Origin of the sequence: Azospirillum tabaci (assembly GCF_014596085.1) — a bacterium.
GTDB classification, from domain to species: domain Bacteria; phylum Pseudomonadota; class Alphaproteobacteria; order Azospirillales; family Azospirillaceae; genus Azospirillum; species Azospirillum tabaci.
On sequence record NZ_JACCJY010000023.1, the window covers coordinates 49,703 to 67,684 of the forward strand.

The following is a 17,982-nucleotide window of genomic DNA, read 5'->3' on the forward strand; positions in this document are numbered from 1 at the left end:
CCCCGCAGCGGGATACCCCTTCATGACGGTGATCGAGCAGGCGTGGAAGACGGTGCCGACGGTGTCGGCGAAATTCCTGCTGATCCTGATTCCCATCCTGATCCTGACCACGCTCGGCTTCTCCTCGATCTTCTTCTACGGCAAGTACAAGGACCTGCGCGGCGCCCTGCGCGACCGGATCGAGGCGGTGGCCGAGATCAACGCCGTCGCCCTGTCCTCCAGCCTGTGGGCCGTGGACGTCCCGGCCGTCCGCAACATCATCCAGGCGATTTCCGTCAACCGCGAGCTTCTCTGCATCGAGGTGGCGGACGAACTCGCCGACGGCCATTTCGCATGGCCGGACGCCGACTGCCGCCCCTTCGCCGGACGCGAGACGGTGCGCCGTCCGATCCAGGTGCAGAACCAACGGCTCGGCACGCTGACGCTCCATTTCAGCTACGCCTCGGTGGACGAGCAGATCCGGCAGGAGATGGTCAACACGCTGTGGCTCCTGCTGCTGATGCTGGTCGGCACGTTGATCACCGCGCTGACCGCCCACCGGCTGACCATCGGCGTGCCGCTGGGCCGGCTGATCGCGTCGATCCGCACCGCGGAGCAGGAGCATCTGCGCCAGCGCGTGCAATGGTCCTCGGCCGACGAGCTGGGGCGGGTGATCGCCGCCTACAACGGCATGCTGGCCCGGCTGGACGAGGAGGAGGCCGCTCTGCGCCAGAGCGAGGAGCGGCTGGGGCTGGCCATCGCCGCCACCCGCTCCTCTGTCTGGGATTACGACCTGCGGACCGGCCAGTACTGGTGGTCGAAGGAGTTTCCGGCCCTGCTGGGCTACGGCCCCGCGGAACTGGCCATGACCGCGCAGACCTGGGAGTCGCTGATTCATCCGGAGGAACGGCGGCGCGTCGTCGCGGAGTCCCGCAGCCGCGTGCGCGACAAGGACAGCGCCTACGCCACCGTCTACCGCATGCGCCGCCGCGACGGCGGCTGGAGTTGGATCGAGGACCGGGCGACCGCCCTGCGCGACGGCGAAGGAACCGCGCTCCGCCTGACCGGCACCATGTCCGACGTGACGGAGCGCGTACAGGCCGAACGGGATCTGGCGCGCGAGCGGAACGTCCTTCAGATCACGCTCGACAACACCGACCAGGGCATCATCATGGTGGACCGCAACCTGCGGATCGTCATGTCCAACCGCCGCGCCGCGGAGCTTCTCGACGTCCCGGCGGCCTTCCTGGCCCGCAACCCGCTGTTCCCCGAGATCATCCAGCTCCAGCGCGCCCAGGGCGCCTTCGAGGATTTCAGCATCGATCCCGACCTGGAGCTGGACGAGACCGCGGTGGTCCCCGACCAGCCCTTCGCCTTCAAGCGGCGGCGGCCCGACGGCACGATCATCGAGGTGCGGTCCAACCCACTGCCGGAGGGCGGCTTCGTCCGCACCTTCACCGACGTGACGGTGGAGGCACGCTCCGCCGAGGAGGTGTTCCACGCCATGGAGGCGCTGGAGACCGCCTACGCCGACCTCAAGGAGACCCAGGACAGCCTCGTCCAGGCCGAGAAGATGGCCTCGCTCGCCCTGCTGGTGGCCGGCGTCGCGCATGAGATCAACACGCCGGTGGGAATCGCCTACAGCTGCTCGACCCATCTGGCCTCGAAGACGCGGACGCTGACCGAGGCCTTCGCGAAGGGCACCATGAAGAAGTCCGACCTGACCGCCTATGTGGCGGCGGCGGGCGAATCCTCGCGCCTGATCGAACAGAACCTGACCCGCGCGGCAGAGCTGATCCAGAGCTTCAAGCGCGTCGCCGTGGACCAGACCAGCCAGGAGCGCCGCCGCTTCGACCTGCGCTCCTACCTGGACGAGATCATCACCTCGCTGGGACCGCGCCTGCGCAAGAGCCCGCACCGGATGACCGTCGCCTGCCCGGACGGCATCGCCATGGACGGCTATCCCGGCGCGCTCAGCCAAGTCATCACCAATCTGGTCATCAACGCGCTGACCCACGCCTTCCCCGACGGCCGCGAAGGGGCGATGGCGCTGAGCGTGGAGGAGCTGCCGGACGGCGAGCTGGACATCCGCTTCGCCGACGACGGGGTCGGGATCGCCCCGGACAATCTGCCCAAGGTGTTCGAACCCTTCTTCACGACCAAGCGCGGCACCGGGGGAAGCGGGCTCGGCCTGCACATCGTCTTCAATCTGGTGACCCAATCGCTGGGCGGACGGATCTCGGTGGACAGCCCGCCCCCGAACAGTACCGCCAGCGGGGGCACCACCTTTCTCCTGCGGATTCCCGTGACGGCGCCCCGGACGGCCAGCGCCGCCGGGAAGGGCCCGGCAACCGACGCCGCATGACCGACGAGCAGATCATGCCCGACACCGACGACGAGATCCTGTTCGCCGACGAGGAGGGCGGGGACGGGGACGAGACCCCGCCCTGGCCCATCCTGGTGGTGGACGACGAGGCCGACGTCCATTCCATGACCGCCCTCCTGCTGGACGACGTCGAGTTTCAAGGGCGCCGGCTGGAGCTGATCGGCTGCCGCTCCGCCGCCGAGGCCCGCGCCGTCCTGCGCGCCCGGCGGGACATCGCCGTCATCCTGCTGGACGTGGTGATGGAGGACGACAACGCCGGGCTGACGCTGGTCCGCTGGATCCGCGGCCCTCTGGGCAACCTCGACGTCCGCATCATCCTGCGCACCGGCCAGCCCGGGCAGGCGCCGCAGCGGGACGTGATCGTCGGCTGCGACATCAACGACTACAAGTCGAAGGCCGACCTGTCGGCGGAGGGACTGTTCACCGCGGTGATCGCGGCGCTGCGCGCCTACGACCACATCCGCTCCATCGAAACCAAGGTGGCCGAGCGGACGCACGAGCTGCGGCAGAGCCGCGAGCAGATGCGCGCCATCCTGGAATCGAGCCCGGTCGGCGTCTGCGCCTACACCCACGACGGCGTCCTCGTCATGTGCAACGACCGGCTGGTCCATCTGCTGGGCGTGCCGAAGGAGCGGCTGGTCGGCGTCTCCATTGCCGACCTGTTCATCGAACCGGACAACACCGAGGCGCACGAGACGCACTGGACCTTCTTCCGCCGCTCTCTGCGCGACGCCGAGGTGCGGGTGCGGCGGGCCGACGGCTCCATCTTCTGGGCGCTGGTGTCGGTGGACCCCACGCTGCTCGACGGTCGCCCGGTCCATCTCGCCTGGGTCTACGACATCACGCGGCGCAAGCTGGCCGAGCGCCAGATGGAACGCGCCAAGGACCAAGCGGAGCAGACGACCACCGCCAAGTCCGCCTTCCTCGCCACCATGAGCCATGAGATCCGCACCCCCATGAACGGTGTGCTGGGCATGCTGGAGCTGCTGGAACGCACGCCGCTGGACGGCGGGCAGCGCGACACCGTGGCGACCATGCGGGAGTCGGCGACCTCGCTGCTGCGGATCATCGACGACATCCTCGACTTCTCGAAGATCGAGGCCGGCAAGATGGACCTGGAGCAGGTGCCCGTCTCCATCCCCGCCCTGGTCGAAGGGGTGGCCGACACGCTGGCCCCGGCGGCGCGGGCCAAGGGGCTGGCGCTGCTGACCTATGTGGAGCCGGCGATCCCGCCGGCGCTGATCGGCGATCCGGTGCGGCTGCGCCAGATCCTGTTCAACCTGTGCGGCAACGCCATCAAGTTCACCGAACGCGGGCGCATCGTCGTGCAGGCCGCCCTTGCCGCCAGGACGGACGACGACAGCCAGGGCAGCACCCGGCTGCGCATCGAGGTGGCGGACACCGGCATCGGCATTTCCGAGACGACGCGCCGCCAGCTCTTCCAGCCCTTCACCCAGGCGGAAAGCTCGACCGCCCGGCGTTTCGGCGGCACCGGGCTGGGCCTGTCGATCAGCCGGCGTCTGGTCGCGCTGATGGGCGGGGCGATCGGGGTGGACAGCGCGCCGGGGACAGGCTCCACCTTCTGGGTCGAGCTGACGCTGAGCGCCGCGGCCGACTCCGCCCCGCCCGAGCCCGAGCCCACGGCGGCCCCGGAAGAACCGGCTCTCTCCGGCCTGACCGTCCTGGTCGGCCTGCCGGACACGGAGGAGCGCCGGATCGTCGCCCGCTATCTGGAAGCCGCCGGAGCGCGGGTGCTGGCCGCCGGACAACCGGACGCGCTGGCCGAACAGGCCCGCATGGCCCAAGCGGAACGCGGCGCGCTGAACGTCGTGGTGGTCGACGAGGCGCTGCACACCCCCGCCGCCGCCCAGGCGCCGCAACTGCTGGGCCGCCGCGTCGGGGAAGCGCAGGTGCCGACGGTGCTGCTGCAGGACTCCACGGCCATCGGCGGCCACCTCGCCGACGGGGCGGTCCCGGTGAACCGCCCGGTCCGCCGCGCCCCCCTGGTGCACGCCGTTGCGGTGGCCGCCGGGCGCGCCCTGGCGGACGCCTCGCCCTGCGAAGGCCCACCACCCGCAGCGCCCTGCGCCCCGGCCCCGCTCAGCCCGGAGCGCGTCATCGCCGAGGCGGAGGCTCTCGGGCGGCTGATCCTGGTGGCGGAGGACAACGCCATCAACCGGAAGGTCCTGCAGATGCAGCTCACCGCGCTGGGCCACACGGCGGAGCTGACCACCGGCGGGGCGGACGCCTTGGCCGCGCTCGGGCGGCGGCGCTACGCCCTGCTGCTGACCGACATCCAAATGCCGGAGGTGGACGGGTTCGAGCTGACCCGCCGCATCCGCGCCGCGGAGCGCGCGACCGGTGCCCATCTGCCGATCATCGCGCTGACCGCCAACGCCGCCCCGGCGGACATCGAGAGCTACCGCGCGGCCGGCATGGACGAGGCGTTGAGCAAGCCGCTGGATCTGGTGAAGCTCGACGCCGCGCTGGCCCGCTTCCTGCCGCCCGTGGTTGCGGACCCTGTGGCGCCGCGCCCTTCCTCTCCGCCCCCGGAGAGCCCGCCGGTCGACCTGCCCCCGAGCAACCTTCCTCCGATCGGCCTTCCCCCGATCAACCTTGATGCGCTCCGCCAGCTCTGCGGCGACGACCGCTCGTTGATAGAGGAGCTGTTGAACGACTTCGTCGGCATCGGCCGCCACATCGCGGACGAGGTCGCCGACGCCGTCACCGCGCGGAACGCAACGGCGATCCGTGCCGGCGCGCACAATCTGAAGGGTTGCTCCCGCAACGCCGGGGCGAAGCCGCTCGGCGACGCGGCGCAGGCGCTGGAGCAGGCAGTGATGCAGGACGCCTCCTGGGAGCGGGTGACCGCGCTGGCGGCGGCGCTGGAACAGACGATGCGGGAGGTCGAACGCTTCATCGCCACGGCTTCGCCCCCCTGAACACCCTTTTGAACGTCCTTTGTCCGTTCGAAGCGGCGTCCGATTGGGGTATCGTCCCCGCACCCCGCCACGCCGCGAGACGCGCATGAACCGCCGCCAGTTCTCCAGCCTGCTGCTCTCCCTGCCGGTGCTCCCCTACGCCGCCCCGATCGCCGCGCAGGATAAGCTTCCCGCCCTGGGGGAAGAGCTGACCCCCTTCGGCGCGGTGCGCGGCGCCAGCCGGACGCGGGCCATTCCAGCCTGGAAGGGAGGGCTGACCCAAGTCCCCGACGGCTGGAAGCCGGGCACCCCGTTGCCCGACCCCTACGACGAGGACGGGCGCTGGTTCACCGTGGGGCCGGCGGATATCGACCGCTACAAGGTCCGCCTGTCCGCCGGCCTCCAGGAGATGCTGACCAAGTACCCGTCCTTCGAAATCCCGGTCTTCCCCAGCCGCCGCAGCGCCGCCGCCCCACAGCGGGTCTACGACGAATCGATCGAGAACGCCAAACGCGCCAAGCTTGGCGAGAACGGTCTGGCGCTGAGCGGGGCGCGGGTGGGCGTTCCCTTTCCCATCCCGGCCAACGGCGTGCAGGCGATGTGGAACCACATCCTGCGCTGGCGCGGCAATTCCTTCAGCCGCACCGGCGCCACCGTCCTGCCGGAGGCCGGCGGCATCCACACCGCGGCGGTCTACCGCGAGGATTGGCAATCCAGCTACGCCGCCGGGATCGACGGCGGGCGCCCCTTCCACTACCGCCGCACCACCCTGATGCCCAAGGCGGAGGCTGGGACCACTCTGCTGCTGCACGGCACGCTGAACCCGATCCAGTCCGGCTTCGCCGCTTGGTATCGCCAGGGGGAGACCGGCAAGCCCGTCCGCGCGCCCGACTTCGTCTACGACACGCCGGACCCGGCCAGCGGCGGCATCCGCACCGCCGACATGCTGGACATGTTCAGCGGCCCGCTCGACCGTTTCGACTTCGCCTTGGTGACACGGCGGGAAATGTATGTGCCCTACAACGCCAGCCGGATGAACACGCCCGGTCTGGCCCCGGTGGATTTCCTGTGGTTGGGCCACCCCAACCCGCAGTTCCTGCGCTACGAGATGCACCGGGTCTGGATCGTCGAGGCGCGGCTGAAATCCGGCTTCCGCCACGCCCTGCCGGAACGCACCTTTTATCTGGACGAGGATTCCTGGCAGATCGTCATGGCCGACCATTACGACGCCAAGGGCGATCTGGTCCGCTACGCGGAGGCGCACGGGATCGGCTATCCCCAGCTGCCCGTCTTCGCCCCGGCGCTGGAGATCACCTACGACCTCACGGGCGACCGCTATGTGGTGAGCGGCCTCGACAACCAACTCGCCCCGCCGGACTTCGCCAAGCCCCTGCGGCCCGAGGACTTCGCCCCCGACACGCTGGAGCGCAAGCGGCGGCGCTGGTGAGGCGGCCGGCGGGAGGTCAGTGCCGGACCGGGCCGGCCACCCACTGGCTGACGATGGTTTCCGCCTGGAAGGGCGGGGTTTCCGGATGGTGGTAGCGGAAGACGGTCACCGCCGCCTCCAGCGCGTAGCGCTCCGGCTGGCCGCAGTCGCACAGACCGGCGTAACAGCGCTGGACCGCGTCGCGGCAATTCAGGCTCACCGCCGGATAGGGGTCGATCGTCAGCCAGCGCATGCTTTTCATCGACGCTCCCCGCCTTCCCCAGAGTTGCCGTCCAGCGCGTCGCCGCCGTCGAGAGACACGCTGTCGAGCGGGACGCCGTAGATTTCCAGCCGGTGACCGACGATGCGGTAGCCCAGCTCCCGCGCGATGCGCTCCTTCAGCGCCTCCAGCTCCGGGCTGGCGAATTCGATGATCCGCCCGCTGCGCGTGTCGATCAGGTGGTGGTGATGGTCGGTGGACGCCTCTTCGTAGCGGGCGCGGCCGTCGCCCAGGTCCACCTTCTCGATCACCTGCGCGTCTTCCAGAAGGCGCATGGTGCGGTAGACGGTGGCGATGGAGATGCGTGGGTCGATCAGGACGGCGCGGCGATGAACCTCCTCCACGTCGGGATGGTCCTCCGACTCCGACAGGACCTGAGAGATGACCCGGCGCTGGCCGGTCATCTTCAGCCCCTTTTCCAGGCACAAGGATTCGAGACGCGACGTCATTGCCCCACCGCCTTTGCCATCCGTTCCGGCGCCATGTCCCGCGACCCGGGGCGCCATGCTGCAGCGCGCATCATAATACTGAAATTCATTCGCAATCTTATACCCCGTTTTTCTGTCCGGGAATTCGCGCGGCAAAATGCCTCACCTGCCGAAACTCCCCCCGCCATCCCCACCGTTCCCCTAAAACGCCGCCCGGCATAGGGACAATTCCGGTCCGGAACGGGGCCAAGGTCCTTGTTCGCTTGCCAAAAGCCACCCCACCGCCTATGTGTGGGCGGTCGATTTTGCTTTGGGGCTGCCGGCTCCTCGTCGTCCCGGTACCGGCGCCACTTGCGCCTTCCCACGGTGAATTGATGGCTCCGCGCACTCCCGCGGCGGAGCGCCCCAAGCCACGCCGCCCCCGGCCATGTCCGGGCACGGCCCAGGTGCAGCCTCTTTTCACGTGACCAGGACCCTCCCCGTATGACCGAATTCAGTGGCCTCGGCCTGATCGAGCCCCTTCTGCGCGCCGTCGCCGAAGAGGGTTACCAGACCGCCACGCCGATCCAGGCCGGCGCCATCCCCGTTCTTCTGGAAGGCCGCGACGTGCTCGGCCTCGCCCAGACCGGCACCGGCAAGACCGCCGCCTTCACCCTGCCGATCCTCCAGCGGCTGTTCCAGAACAAGAAGCGCGTGCAGGCCAAGGCGCCGCGCACGCTGATCCTGACGCCGACGCGCGAGCTGGCTCTGCAGATCGGCGAGAGCTTCCGCACCTACGGCCGGCACCTGCCGATCCGCCGCACGGTGATCCACGGCGGCGTCGGGCAGAGCCCGCAGGTCGCGGCGCTGGCCCGCGGCACCGACGTGCTGGTGGCCACGCCGGGCCGCCTGCTTGACCTGATGGCCCAGAAGCAGTGCGTGCTCGACCAGGTCGAGATCTTCGTCCTGGACGAGGCCGACCGCATGCTCGACATGGGCTTCATCCGCGACGTGCGGAAGGTGGTCGCGGTCCTGCCGAAGCAGCGCCAGACCCTGCTGTTCTCCGCCACCATGCCGGAAGGCGTGGTCGAGCTGGCGCACAGCATCCTGACCGACGCCGAGCGGATCGAGGTGGCGCCCCAATCCACCACGGTGGAGCGCATCGCCCAGCGCGTGTTGTTCGTGGAGCGCGCCGACAAGCGCCGCCTGCTCGCCGACCTGCTTCAGGACGGCGCCATGGAGCGGACCATCGTCTTCGCCCGCACCAAGCACGGCGCCGACCGCATCGCCGACCATCTGAAGAAGGCCGGCGTTCCGGCGGACGCGATCCACGGCGACAAGTCGCAGTCGGCCCGCGTGCGCGCGCTGGAGTCCTTCCGCAGCGGCGACCTGAAGGCGCTGGTGGCGACCGACATCGCGGCGCGCGGCATCGACATCGACGGCATCACGCACGTCATCAACTTCGACCTGCCGAACGAGCCGGAAAGCTACGTCCACCGCATCGGCCGCACGGCCCGCGCCGGCACCGACGGCAGCGCGGTGTCCTTCTGCGACGCCGAGGAGGTGGCTTATCTGAAGGCCATCGAGAAGACCATCCGCCAGCCGGTCCCGGCGGACCACGACCATCCCTACCACGCGTCGGTTGTGGCGGCGATCCACGCCTCCTCCGCCAAGCCGCCGAAGCCGGCGCCCAAGCAGCCCCGTCCGGGCCGCGGCCAGCCGCAGCAGGCGGCGGGCGGCAACAAGCCGCAGGGCCAGAAGCCTCAGGCGCCGAAGGCCCACGGCGCGAAGCCGCCGGCGCCGCAGGGCGCGCGGGTTGCCGGCGCCACCGGTGACCAGCCGCTGAAGGCCAAGGCCTCGGCCAACCAGCAGAACCGCCACAACCGCCGCCCCGCCCCGCATGGCGGCCAGCCGGGCGGCAACAAGCGGTCCGCGGCCTAAAGTCTGTCCGGTGCGCGGCGGGATCACCGCCCGCCGCGCACCGCCCGATTTGCCGCGGCCTGCTCGTCGATCACCGCGCCACGCGTCGGCGCCGCGCCGCTGTCGCCATAGCGCTGGACCTGGACGCTCCCGCCGAGTTGTTTGGCGATGGCCGCGGCGATCACCTGCCGCCGCTGCGCGTCGGACAGGGCGGCGGTCTGCCGCTCAAGCGCGCTCCAATCCAGCCGCGACGCAAGCCCGTTGCTCATTTGCGTCTGCCCGTCCCGCCAGACGGCGGCGACGACCTGACCGCCCTGCCGGAACACGGTGTGGGCCTGCACGGCGCGGCTGCGCGCCGTGACCGCCGGGTCCACGGCGTTCGGGTCCGCCGCGATCCTCATCTGCTGCTGAAAGGCGGAATCGCCGATTCCGACGCGCGCCATCATCTCCGGCGTCGCCTTGGTCGCCGCGGAGAAGCGGGTGACCATGCCGCCGTTCAGTGCGTACGCCCCGGATGATCCGAATCCCGCCACGGTGACGGGCAGGCTGCCCATGGGACACCTCACGGCTGACCGGCGAGATTGCTTCGGCAATTTCCCATTAGCAGCTTCCATGCCATCCCGATGACGCGAAAACATGGGCTTTCGCCAAGGCGGAGGGGAAAATCGCACCGGCTGCATGGGCCGGATCTTCCCCTCCGGGGTGAAGGAAATGCCGATGGCGTCAAAGCATTGCCGCCGGCATCACCGCGCGAAAATCTGCCCCATGTCCTGGAAGCTCTTGAACTCCAGGGCGTTCCCGCTCGGGTCGAGGAAGAACATGGTGGCCTGCTCGCCCACCTGACCCTTGAAGCGGATCTGCGGCTCGATCAGGAACCGGATGCCCTCGGCCTTCAGCTTGTCGGCCAGCGCGTGCCAGTCGTCCCACTCCAGGATCACGCCGAAATGGCTGGCCGGCACCTCCTCACCGTCCACCGGGTTGGTGGCGCGGGTCGCGGCCTCCTCGGTCACATGAGCCACCACCTGATGGCCGTAGAGGTCGAAGTCGATCCAGCGGTCGGATTCCCGCCCCACGCCGCAGCCCAGCAGGCCGGCGTAGAAGGCGCGCGCCTCCTCCTTGTCGCGGACGGGGAAGGCGAGGTGGAAGGGCGGAACGGGTTTGCGGTCGGTTGCGCTCATGCTCATGGGGGTCTTCGCCCCCCTCCCTGTTGCTTCTATACCCGACCAGTTTAATCAGGCAAACGCCGTCCTGTCTCGGGGTCGAACAGGTGCAGCGCGTCGGGCGGCGCACCGACGCGCAGGGTCTCGCCCTCACGGCAGGACGGCAGGCCGGCGACACGGACCACCAGCCCCTCCCCGTCCGGCAGGCGTCCGTAGACCACCGTGTCGGCGCCCAGCGCCTCCACCAGATCCACCGTGACGATCAGCGGCCCATGGCCGGGGGTAACGGCCAGATGCTCTGGCCGCACGCCCAGCTTGACCGGCCGCCTGGCCATGTCGGGCCGCGGGCGCGGCAGGACGAAGGCGGTGCCGCCGGGCAGGGCCACCGCCTGCCCGCTGGCGTCGAAGCGCGCGTCCAGCACGTTCATCGGCGGCGACCCGATGAAGCCGGCTACGAACAGGCTGGCCGGACGCTGGTAGACCTCCAGCGGCGTGCCGACCTGCTCCGCCACCCCGTGATTCATCACCAGGATGCGGTCGGCCAGCGTCATCGCCTCCACCTGATCGTGCGTCACATAGAGGCTGGTGATGCCCAACCGGTCCTGAAGCCGCTTGATCTCGACGCGCATCTGGGTGCGCAGCTTGGCGTCCAGGTTGGACAGCGGCTCGTCGAACAGGAAGGCGGCGGGCTCGCGCACGATGGCGCGGCCCATGGCCACGCGCTGGCGCTGCCCGCCCGACAGCTGGCTGGGCCGGCGGTCGAGGAAACGGTTCAGCTCCAGGATCTCCGCGGCCTTGGCGACTCGCGCCTGGATGTCCGGCTTGGGCAGGCCGCGGATCTTCAGCCCGTAGGCCATGTTGTCGAACACGCTCATGTGCGGGTAGAGCGCGTAGTTCTGGAACACCATGGCGATGTCGCGGTCCTTGGGCTCCAGCCCGTTGACCACCCGCCCGCCGATGGCGATCTCGCCCCCAGTGATGCTCTCCAGCCCGGCGACCATGCGCAGCAGCGTGGACTTGCCGCAGCCCGAGGGGCCGAGCAGCACGAGGAATTCCCCGTCCGCGACGCTGATGTCGATGCCCTTGATGGCTTCGACGGCGCCGTAGGACTTGCGGACCCGATTCAGATCGACCGTTGCCATTTCTTATTTCTCGCTGTCCACAAGGCCTTTGACGAACCAGCGCTGCATCAGCACCACCACCGCCACCGGCGGCAGCATGGCCAGCACCGTCGTCGCCATGATCAGGTTCCAGTCGGTCGCGGCCTCGCCGTTGCCGATCATCTTGGTGATGCCGATGACCACCGTCTCCATCTCCGCGCTGTTGGTGATCAGCAGCGGCCAGAGATACTGGTTCCAGCCATAGATGAAGAGGATGACGAACAGCGCCGCGATGTTGGTGCGCGACAGGGGCAGCACCACGTCCAGGAAGAAGCGCACCGCCCCCGCCCCGTCGATCTTCGCGGCCTCCGCCAGCTCGTCCGGAATGGTCAGGAAGAACTGCCGGAACAGCAGCGTCGCCGTGGCCGAGGCGATCAGCGGGATGGTCAGCCCGGCGTAGCTGTCGATCAGGCCGAGGTTCGCCACCACCTCGTAGGTCGGGATGATGCGCACCTCGACCGGCAGCATCAGCGTGATGAAGATCATCCAGAAGAAGACCATGCGCAGCGGGAAGCGGAAGAAGGCCACCGCGTAGGCCGAGATGATCGAGATGGCGATCTTGCCCAGCGCGATGACCAGCGCCATGACGAGGCTGTTCCACATCATGATGCGCACGGGCGTGTGCATGACGCGGTTGCCCTGCGACTCGCTCCAGGCCGAGGCGTAGTTGTTCAGCATCTCCCCGCCGGGAGTCAGCGGCAGGTTGCCGCGCCCGATGGTGGCGGCGTCCCAGGTCGAGCCGATGACCGTCACGTAGATCGGGAAGGCGAAGATCAGGACGCCCAGCATCAGGATGAGGTGCGGGACCATGTCCATCAGACGCCCGCCGGAGCGCGGATTGGCGCGGTCGGGATTCATGAGTAATGCACCTTGCGCTCGACGAAGCGGAACTGGATGGCGGTCAGCGCGATGACGATGACCATCAGGATCACCGACTGCGCCGAGGAGCCGCCCAGGTCGTGGTTGACCACGCCGTCCTGGTAGACGCGGAAGATCAGCGTCTCCGTGGCCTTGCCCGGCCCGCCGTGGGTCAGGGCGTGGATCGTGCCGAAGGTCTCGAAGAAGGCGTAGACGACGTCCACCACCAGCAGGAAGAAGGTCGTCGGCGACAGCAGCGGGAAGGTGATCGTCCAGAAGCGGCGCACCGCCCCTGCCCCGTCGATGCTCGCCGCCTCCAGCACGGAGCGCGGGATCGCCTGGAGACCGGCCAGGAAGAAGATGAAGTTGTAGGAGACCTGCTTCCAGCTCGCCGCCAGGATGACCATGGTCAGCGCCTGCCCGTCGTTCAGCCGGTAGTCCCAGGCGTAGCCGAGATTGTTCAGCGCGCGGCCCAGGATGCCGATGTCCGGGTTGAAGATGAACATCCACAACACCGCCGCCACCGCGGGCGCCAGCGCGTAGGGCCAGATCAGCAGCGTCTTGTAGGCCGAGGCCGCCCGGATCTTCGAATCGGCCAATACCGCCAGCCCCAGCGCGGAGCCCAGCGAGAGGACGGTCACCGACACGCTGAAGATGATGGTGGTCTTCACCGTCTCCAGATAGTTCGGGTCGCTCAGCACCGCCTCGAAATTCTCCAGCCCGACGAACTGGCTGCGCAGCCCGAAGGCGTCTTGGAGATGCACCGACTGCCACAGCGCCTGCGCCGCCGGCCAGATGAAGAAGATCAGCGTCACCGCCACCTGCGGCGCCAGCAGCAGGTAGGGCAGCGCCTTGTTGTCGAAAATCACGCGACGTTGCATGGAACCCTTCGGTTGTCTCCGGTTCTTTCAGCCCTCTCCCGCCCCGGGAGAGGGAAGGGGCCCGCGCCGCAGGCGTGGGAAGGGTGAGGGTGCTGCCAAGGACACCGCCTTGATCTTCGTACGACCCTCACCCGCCCGCTACGCGGGCACCCTCTCCCGGGACGGGAGAGGGGGACGAACCGCCGCGCCACTCAGGTCTTGTTGGCGCGCTCGAAGTTGCGCAGGACCGTGTCGCCGCGCTTCACTGCGTTGTCCAGCGCCTGCTGGGCGGTCTGCTGGCCCTGGAACGCCTTCTCCATCTCCTCCTGGATGATGTTGCGGATTTCCGGCAGGTTGCCCAGCCGCAGCCCCATGGTGTTCTCCGTGGTGGCGGTGCGGGTCAGCTGCTCCGCCGGCACCTCGGCACCGGGGTTCTTCTCGTAGAAGCCTTCCTTCTTCGCCAGCTCGAAGCCCTGGAGCGTCACCGGGACATAGCCGGTGTCCATGTGCCACTTGGCGTCCACCTCCGGACGGGCGAGGTAGCTGAAGAAGGCGGCGACGGCCTTGTACTCGTCGGCGGTGCGCTTGGGCGAGGTCATCACCCAGAAGGAGGCGCCGCCGATGATCGAGTTCTTCGGCGAGGAGATGGCGTCCGGCCAGTAGGGCAGCGGAGCGGCGCCCCAGTTGAACTTGGCCTCCTTGACGATCCGCCCGCGCAGGCCCGACGAGGCCTGGATCATCGCGCATTCGCCCGACGGGAACAGCGAGTCCGCGGCGTTGTCGCGACCGCCGTAGCGCAGGGCGCCTTCCTTCTGCAGGTCGATCAGCGTCTGGAGATGCTTCACGAAGAACGGGTCGTTGATCTTCAGCGTGGCGTTCAGCCCGCCGAAGCCGTTGGCCTCCGACGCGAAGGGCTTGTCATGGAGCGCGCCGACCTGCTCGAACTGCGTCCAGGTCGGCCAGGAGAAGGTCATCGGGCAGGTCACGCCCGCCGCCTTCAGCTTGCGCGCCGCGTCGGCCACCTCCGGCCAGGTGGCCGGCGGCTTGTTGGGGTCGAGACCGGCCTTCTGGAAGGCGTCCTTGTTGTAGAAGGTGATGGTGGTGGAGCTGTTGAACGGCAGGGCCATCATCTTGCCGTCCTTGGAGCTGTAATAGCCCCGGACCGCCGGGATGTAGGCCGCGGCGTCGAGGCCCGACCCCGTCTCGCTCATCAGCTGGTGCACCGGCTTGATGGCCGGGCCGGCGGACAGCATGGTGGCGGTGCCGACCTCGAACATCTGCACGACGTGCGGGGCGTTGCCGGCGCGGAAGGCGGCGATGGCCGCCTGCATCGTCTCCGGATAGCTGCCCTTGAAGGTCGGGTTGACCTGGACCTTGTCCTGGCTGTCGTTGAAGCCCTTCACCACCTGCTCGAGCTGGCCGCCGAGCGGCTGGGGCAGGCCGTGCCAGAATTCGACGACGGTCTTCTGCTGGGCGTAAGCGGCGCCGGTGAATCCGGCGGCGAGCGCGAAGGCGGCCGTCGAGACGGCGAGCTTGCGGCGGGTCAGCATGGTGGTCTCTCCCTGAACCATTCGATTGCGTGATGTGCTGACATGCAGGGCGCGGGTTGCGGTCCCGCGACGGTCTTTTGAAGATTTGATGACGTGTCCCTCAGGCGCGCGCACGGACGCGCCGCACCCGCTCCTCACGGTTGCAACGTTGGACGCGCAAAGGCATGGGACGGGACTTAGGGCGGTGACGGATGCTGCGCCGGCATTGATGGTATTCCTCCCCGTATGTGTGTTTCTCTTTTTTTACAAGGCTTAAGGATAGAGGGAAGGACTGTCAATCAGCCGTACGTATCAACACGGATGTATCACCATGTCGCTATCACCGGGCGAGTGCCCAGAGTGCAGCGTCGTCCCGGCACAGGGACCCGGCCAATTGCGACAGGGTGCTGCCCATCAGGCCCGAGGAGCGCAGCAGGCAGTAGGAACGGCTCGGCGCCGACAGATAGAGCGCCGCCGAGGGAGTCGCGACCGGAGGCGCCGGGTAGAGGGCGGCGGGCGGCGGGCAGTAATAGGGCTGCGCACCGGGGTTGTAGCCGGGCACCAGCCGGTCCAGACCGGGCCGGGGGCCGAAGACGCAGCCGCGCTGGTCCCAATCCAGACTCGTCGTCTGTGCGCTGGCGGGCAGAGCCACAACGACGGCCACCGCAACCCCCGCCAGACAACCGGCCAGCCGGCACCCTGCATTGCGAACCATGCTTTCCCCCGATCGCAGGCCGCGTAGAGGCGCACCCAGAACGCTGGGCGCGGCGGGCCGTGAACGGCCTCGGCCTTCGGAGGAATTATGCGCGCTCCATCGACGCCCGGCGCGGCACCGATGGACGGGTCGGTGAGCGCAAGCGAGGACGACGCTCTCTGTTCGTTCGGTGGGATGGAGGAAAAGGGGCTCCCCGCCCCGTCACGCCGCGCTGCTGCTCTCGACCGGCAACGCCTCGGCGCTCTCCACCGCCAGCGGGACATCCACCGCGAAGACGGAACCCTTGCCGGGCACCGAGCGCAGCGAGACCGGCAGGCCCAGCAACGCAGCCAGACGCCGCACGATGGCGAGGCCGAGCCCCAACCCATGCCGGCGGTCGCGGTTCGGGTTGCCGAGCTGGTGGAAGTCGTCGAAGATCGCCGACTGGTCGGTGGGGGCGATGCCGAGCCCGGTGTCCCACACCTCGATGCGCAACGCCCCGCCGCGCCGCCGCGCCGCCAGCAGCACGCCACCCGACTCGGTGAAGCGCAGGGCGTTGGACAGGATCGGGCGCAGAAGCTGCTCCAGCAGGACCGGGTCGGTGCTCACTTCCGCGTCCGCGGGGCGGACGTTGAAGCGCAGGGCCTTGGCGTCGGCCTCCGGCGCGAATTCGTTGAGGAGGCGGCCCAGCGTCTCGTCGATGGGGAAGGTCTGCACCTGCATCCGGACCAGCCCGGCTTCCAGCTTCGACACGTCCAGCAAGGCGCGCAGGAGCGCCTCCGCCGCCTCGATCGACATCTCCAGCTTCTCGCCCAGATCGCGCGCGCCGGGATCGGTCAGGCGGCCCATCAGCAGATGGTGGAACAGGTGCATGGCCTGGAATGGCTGGCGCAGGTCGTGGCTGGCGGCGGACAGGAAACGCCCGATGGCGGTCCGTCCCGTCTCGGCCTCCTGGCGAATCCGCTCGGTCTCCGCCTTCGCCCGCTCGGCCTCGGCGCGGGCGGCGGCCAGCGTGGCGGCGGCGGTGTCGGCGATGGCGGCGACCGCGGTGATCGCCCCGTCCGCGTCGCGCACCGGGCTCAGCACCATTTCGCCGCGGGGCAGCAGGCCGAAGGCCGACACCGGCGCCCCGGTGACAGCGGCGCGGCGGACCTGCGCTTCCACTTGGGAGACAATGGCCGCCGGAACACCCAGCTCGGTCAGCTCCTTGCCCTCCACCTCCTCCGGCAGGCAGCCGAAGGCCGCCGCAAAGGCTTGGTTGACCACGAGAAGCCGCGCGTCCAACCCAAGCAGAGCGTGAGCGGCGCCGTTGGCGGAGACCAGAGCCTCAAGCCAGATCGCACGATGCGTCATATGACCTCTGGTTGAGTTCTTTCCGGTATACTCGACCACGACTTCACCACAAGGACTGGGATTACAGCACGTTTATCCCGCCACCTTGCCCCAGTGTCAAATATCACATGCAAAACTCACTTGGGACAAATTCCGTTTGAATGTGAAAGAGAACGGCCCCATTGGCCCCGGCCGGCCATGCGGGCTATAAGTCAGGTATGTTCTTCCGCCGCAAATCCCAGCCCTCCAAAACCCCCATCCTCCGTCCGAAGGCTCCGCGCGCCCTGACCGTCGCCGGCCTGCCCGTGCCGCTGGAGCTGCGGGAAAGCGCCCGCGCCCGCCGCATGACCCTGCGGGTGGACGCCGGGCGCGGGCTGATCCAGGTGGTGATCCCGGTGGGCGTTCCGGAGGCCGAGGCGCTGCGCTTCGTCGGGCGGCACGACGGCTGGGTCCGGGCGCGGCTGGCCGCCCTGCCGCCGCAGTTGCCCTTCGCCGACGGAGCGACGGTGCCCTATCTGGGAATCGACCACGTTATCCGGCACAGCCCGGACCTGCGCGGGGCGACCCGGCGCGAGGACGGCGCGATCCTGGTCGGCGGCCGGGCGGAGCATGTCGCCCGCCGGGTGCGCGACTTCCTGATGGCGGAGGCGCGGCGGGAGTTGGCCGAACGGTCGCGCGCCAAGGCCGCGCTGATCGGCGCGCGGGTCGCCGCGGTCACCGTGCGCGACACCAAGAGCCGCTGGGGAAGCTGCTCCGCCACCGGGCGCCTCTCCTTCTCCTGGCGGCTGATCCTGACGCCGGAATCCGTTCTGGATTATGTGGTGGGGCATGAGGTGGCGCATCTGCGCGAGATGAACCACTCCCAGCGCTTCTGGACGCTGTGCGCGCAGCTGACCGGCGACGTGCGCACGCCGCGCCTCTGGCTGAAGGCCAACGGCGCGCGGCTGCTGCGCTACGGTGAAGGGGGCGGCGAGGGCGGCCGTGAGGGGACCGAAATGGTTTCACCTGCAAATGACGGTCATGCCGAAACGCCGTGACGGGGTCGCGCCGAGCCTCTGCTAGAGTGCGCC

The 17,982-nt window shown here is 69.1% G+C and carries 15 protein-coding genes; 5 read left to right on the forward strand and 10 right to left on the reverse strand.

What is annotated here, in order from left to right; all coding sequences use genetic code 11:
• Positions 1–22: 22 nt before the first annotated feature.
• From H0B54_RS19990 to H0B54_RS20000, 3 genes are all read left to right on the forward strand, one after another.
• Positions 23–2,344, forward strand: coding sequence for a PAS-domain containing protein (locus tag H0B54_RS19990; protein WP_188261787.1), 2,322 nt, complete (start codon positions 23–25; stop codon positions 2,342–2,344).
• The gene (locus tag H0B54_RS19995; protein ID WP_188261788.1) at positions 2,341–5,307 is read left to right on the forward strand and encodes a hybrid sensor histidine kinase/response regulator; all 2,967 of its coding nucleotides are present in this window, start codon (positions 2,341–2,343) and stop codon (positions 5,305–5,307) included. Before H0B54_RS19990 ends, H0B54_RS19995 begins: the two co-directional genes overlap by 4 nt.
• An 85-nt stretch (positions 5,308–5,392) precedes the next feature.
• Complete coding sequence (locus H0B54_RS20000; protein ID WP_188261789.1) at positions 5,393–6,733, forward strand: DUF1329 domain-containing protein; 1,341 nt, start codon at positions 5,393–5,395, stop codon at positions 6,731–6,733.
• A 16-nt stretch (positions 6,734–6,749) separates the two neighbouring features.
• On the opposite strand, the gene H0B54_RS20005 is transcribed toward H0B54_RS20000, so the two are convergent.
• Both H0B54_RS20005 and H0B54_RS20010 read right to left on the reverse strand, forming a co-directional pair.
• Complete coding sequence (locus tag H0B54_RS20005; protein WP_014241688.1) at positions 6,750–6,974, reverse strand: hypothetical protein; 225 nt, start codon at positions 6,972–6,974, stop codon at positions 6,750–6,752.
• Positions 6,971–7,441, reverse strand: coding sequence for a Fur family transcriptional regulator (locus H0B54_RS20010; protein WP_237904835.1), 471 nt, complete (start codon positions 7,439–7,441; stop codon positions 6,971–6,973). The genes H0B54_RS20005 and H0B54_RS20010 overlap by 4 nt, the downstream gene beginning before the upstream one ends.
• A gap of 462 nt (positions 7,442–7,903) precedes the next feature.
• Here H0B54_RS20010 and H0B54_RS20015 point away from each other — a divergent pair, with 462 nt between their 5' ends.
• Positions 7,904–9,340 (forward strand): DEAD/DEAH box helicase, encoded by a 1,437-nt coding sequence (locus tag H0B54_RS20015; RefSeq protein WP_188261790.1) that lies wholly within the window; start codon positions 7,904–7,906, stop codon positions 9,338–9,340.
• A gap of 23 nt (positions 9,341–9,363) precedes the next feature.
• Here H0B54_RS20015 and H0B54_RS20020 read toward each other — a convergent pair whose 3' ends face one another.
• The 8 genes from H0B54_RS20020 to H0B54_RS20055 all read right to left on the reverse strand — a co-directional run bounded on the left by H0B54_RS20020 (position 9,364) and on the right by H0B54_RS20055 (position 16,933).
• Positions 9,364–9,873, reverse strand: a complete 510-nt coding sequence (locus H0B54_RS20020) for a hypothetical protein (protein ID WP_188261791.1) — start codon at positions 9,871–9,873, stop codon at positions 9,364–9,366.
• Positions 9,874–10,062: 189 nt separating this feature from the next.
• Positions 10,063–10,497, reverse strand: coding sequence for a VOC family protein (locus H0B54_RS20025; RefSeq protein WP_188261837.1), 435 nt, complete (start codon positions 10,495–10,497; stop codon positions 10,063–10,065).
• A 50-nt stretch (positions 10,498–10,547) separates the two neighbouring features.
• On the reverse strand, positions 10,548–11,621 hold the full coding sequence (locus tag H0B54_RS20030; protein ID WP_188261792.1) for a sn-glycerol-3-phosphate import ATP-binding protein UgpC: 1,074 nt from the start codon (positions 11,619–11,621) through the stop codon (positions 10,548–10,550).
• Positions 11,622–11,624: 3 nt separating this feature from the next.
• On the reverse strand, positions 11,625–12,497 hold the full coding sequence (gene ugpE, locus H0B54_RS20035) for a sn-glycerol-3-phosphate ABC transporter permease UgpE (RefSeq protein WP_211109463.1): 873 nt from the start codon (positions 12,495–12,497) through the stop codon (positions 11,625–11,627).
• Entirely contained in the window at positions 12,494–13,378 is an 885-nt protein-coding gene (ugpA, locus tag H0B54_RS20040) for a sn-glycerol-3-phosphate ABC transporter permease UgpA (protein WP_094305179.1), read from the reverse strand. The genes ugpE and ugpA overlap by 4 nt, the downstream gene beginning before the upstream one ends.
• Before the next feature lie 191 nt (positions 13,379–13,569).
• Entirely contained in the window at positions 13,570–14,907 is a 1,338-nt protein-coding gene (gene ugpB, locus H0B54_RS20045) for a sn-glycerol-3-phosphate ABC transporter substrate-binding protein UgpB (RefSeq protein WP_188261793.1), read from the reverse strand.
• Between the two features lie 319 nt (positions 14,908–15,226).
• Positions 15,227–15,601: a hypothetical protein gene (locus tag H0B54_RS20050; RefSeq protein WP_188261794.1), complete on the reverse strand. Its 375-nt coding sequence runs from the start codon at positions 15,599–15,601 to the stop codon at positions 15,227–15,229.
• Between the two features lie 201 nt (positions 15,602–15,802).
• Positions 15,803–16,933, reverse strand: a complete 1,131-nt coding sequence (locus H0B54_RS20055; protein WP_188261795.1) for a PAS domain-containing sensor histidine kinase — start codon at positions 16,931–16,933, stop codon at positions 15,803–15,805.
• A gap of 197 nt (positions 16,934–17,130) precedes the next feature.
• On the opposite strand from H0B54_RS20055, the gene H0B54_RS20060 reads away from it, so the two are divergent.
• Positions 17,131–17,949, forward strand: a complete 819-nt coding sequence (locus H0B54_RS20060) for a M48 family metallopeptidase (RefSeq protein WP_188261796.1) — start codon at positions 17,131–17,133, stop codon at positions 17,947–17,949.
• Positions 17,950–17,982 lie beyond the last annotated feature (33 nt).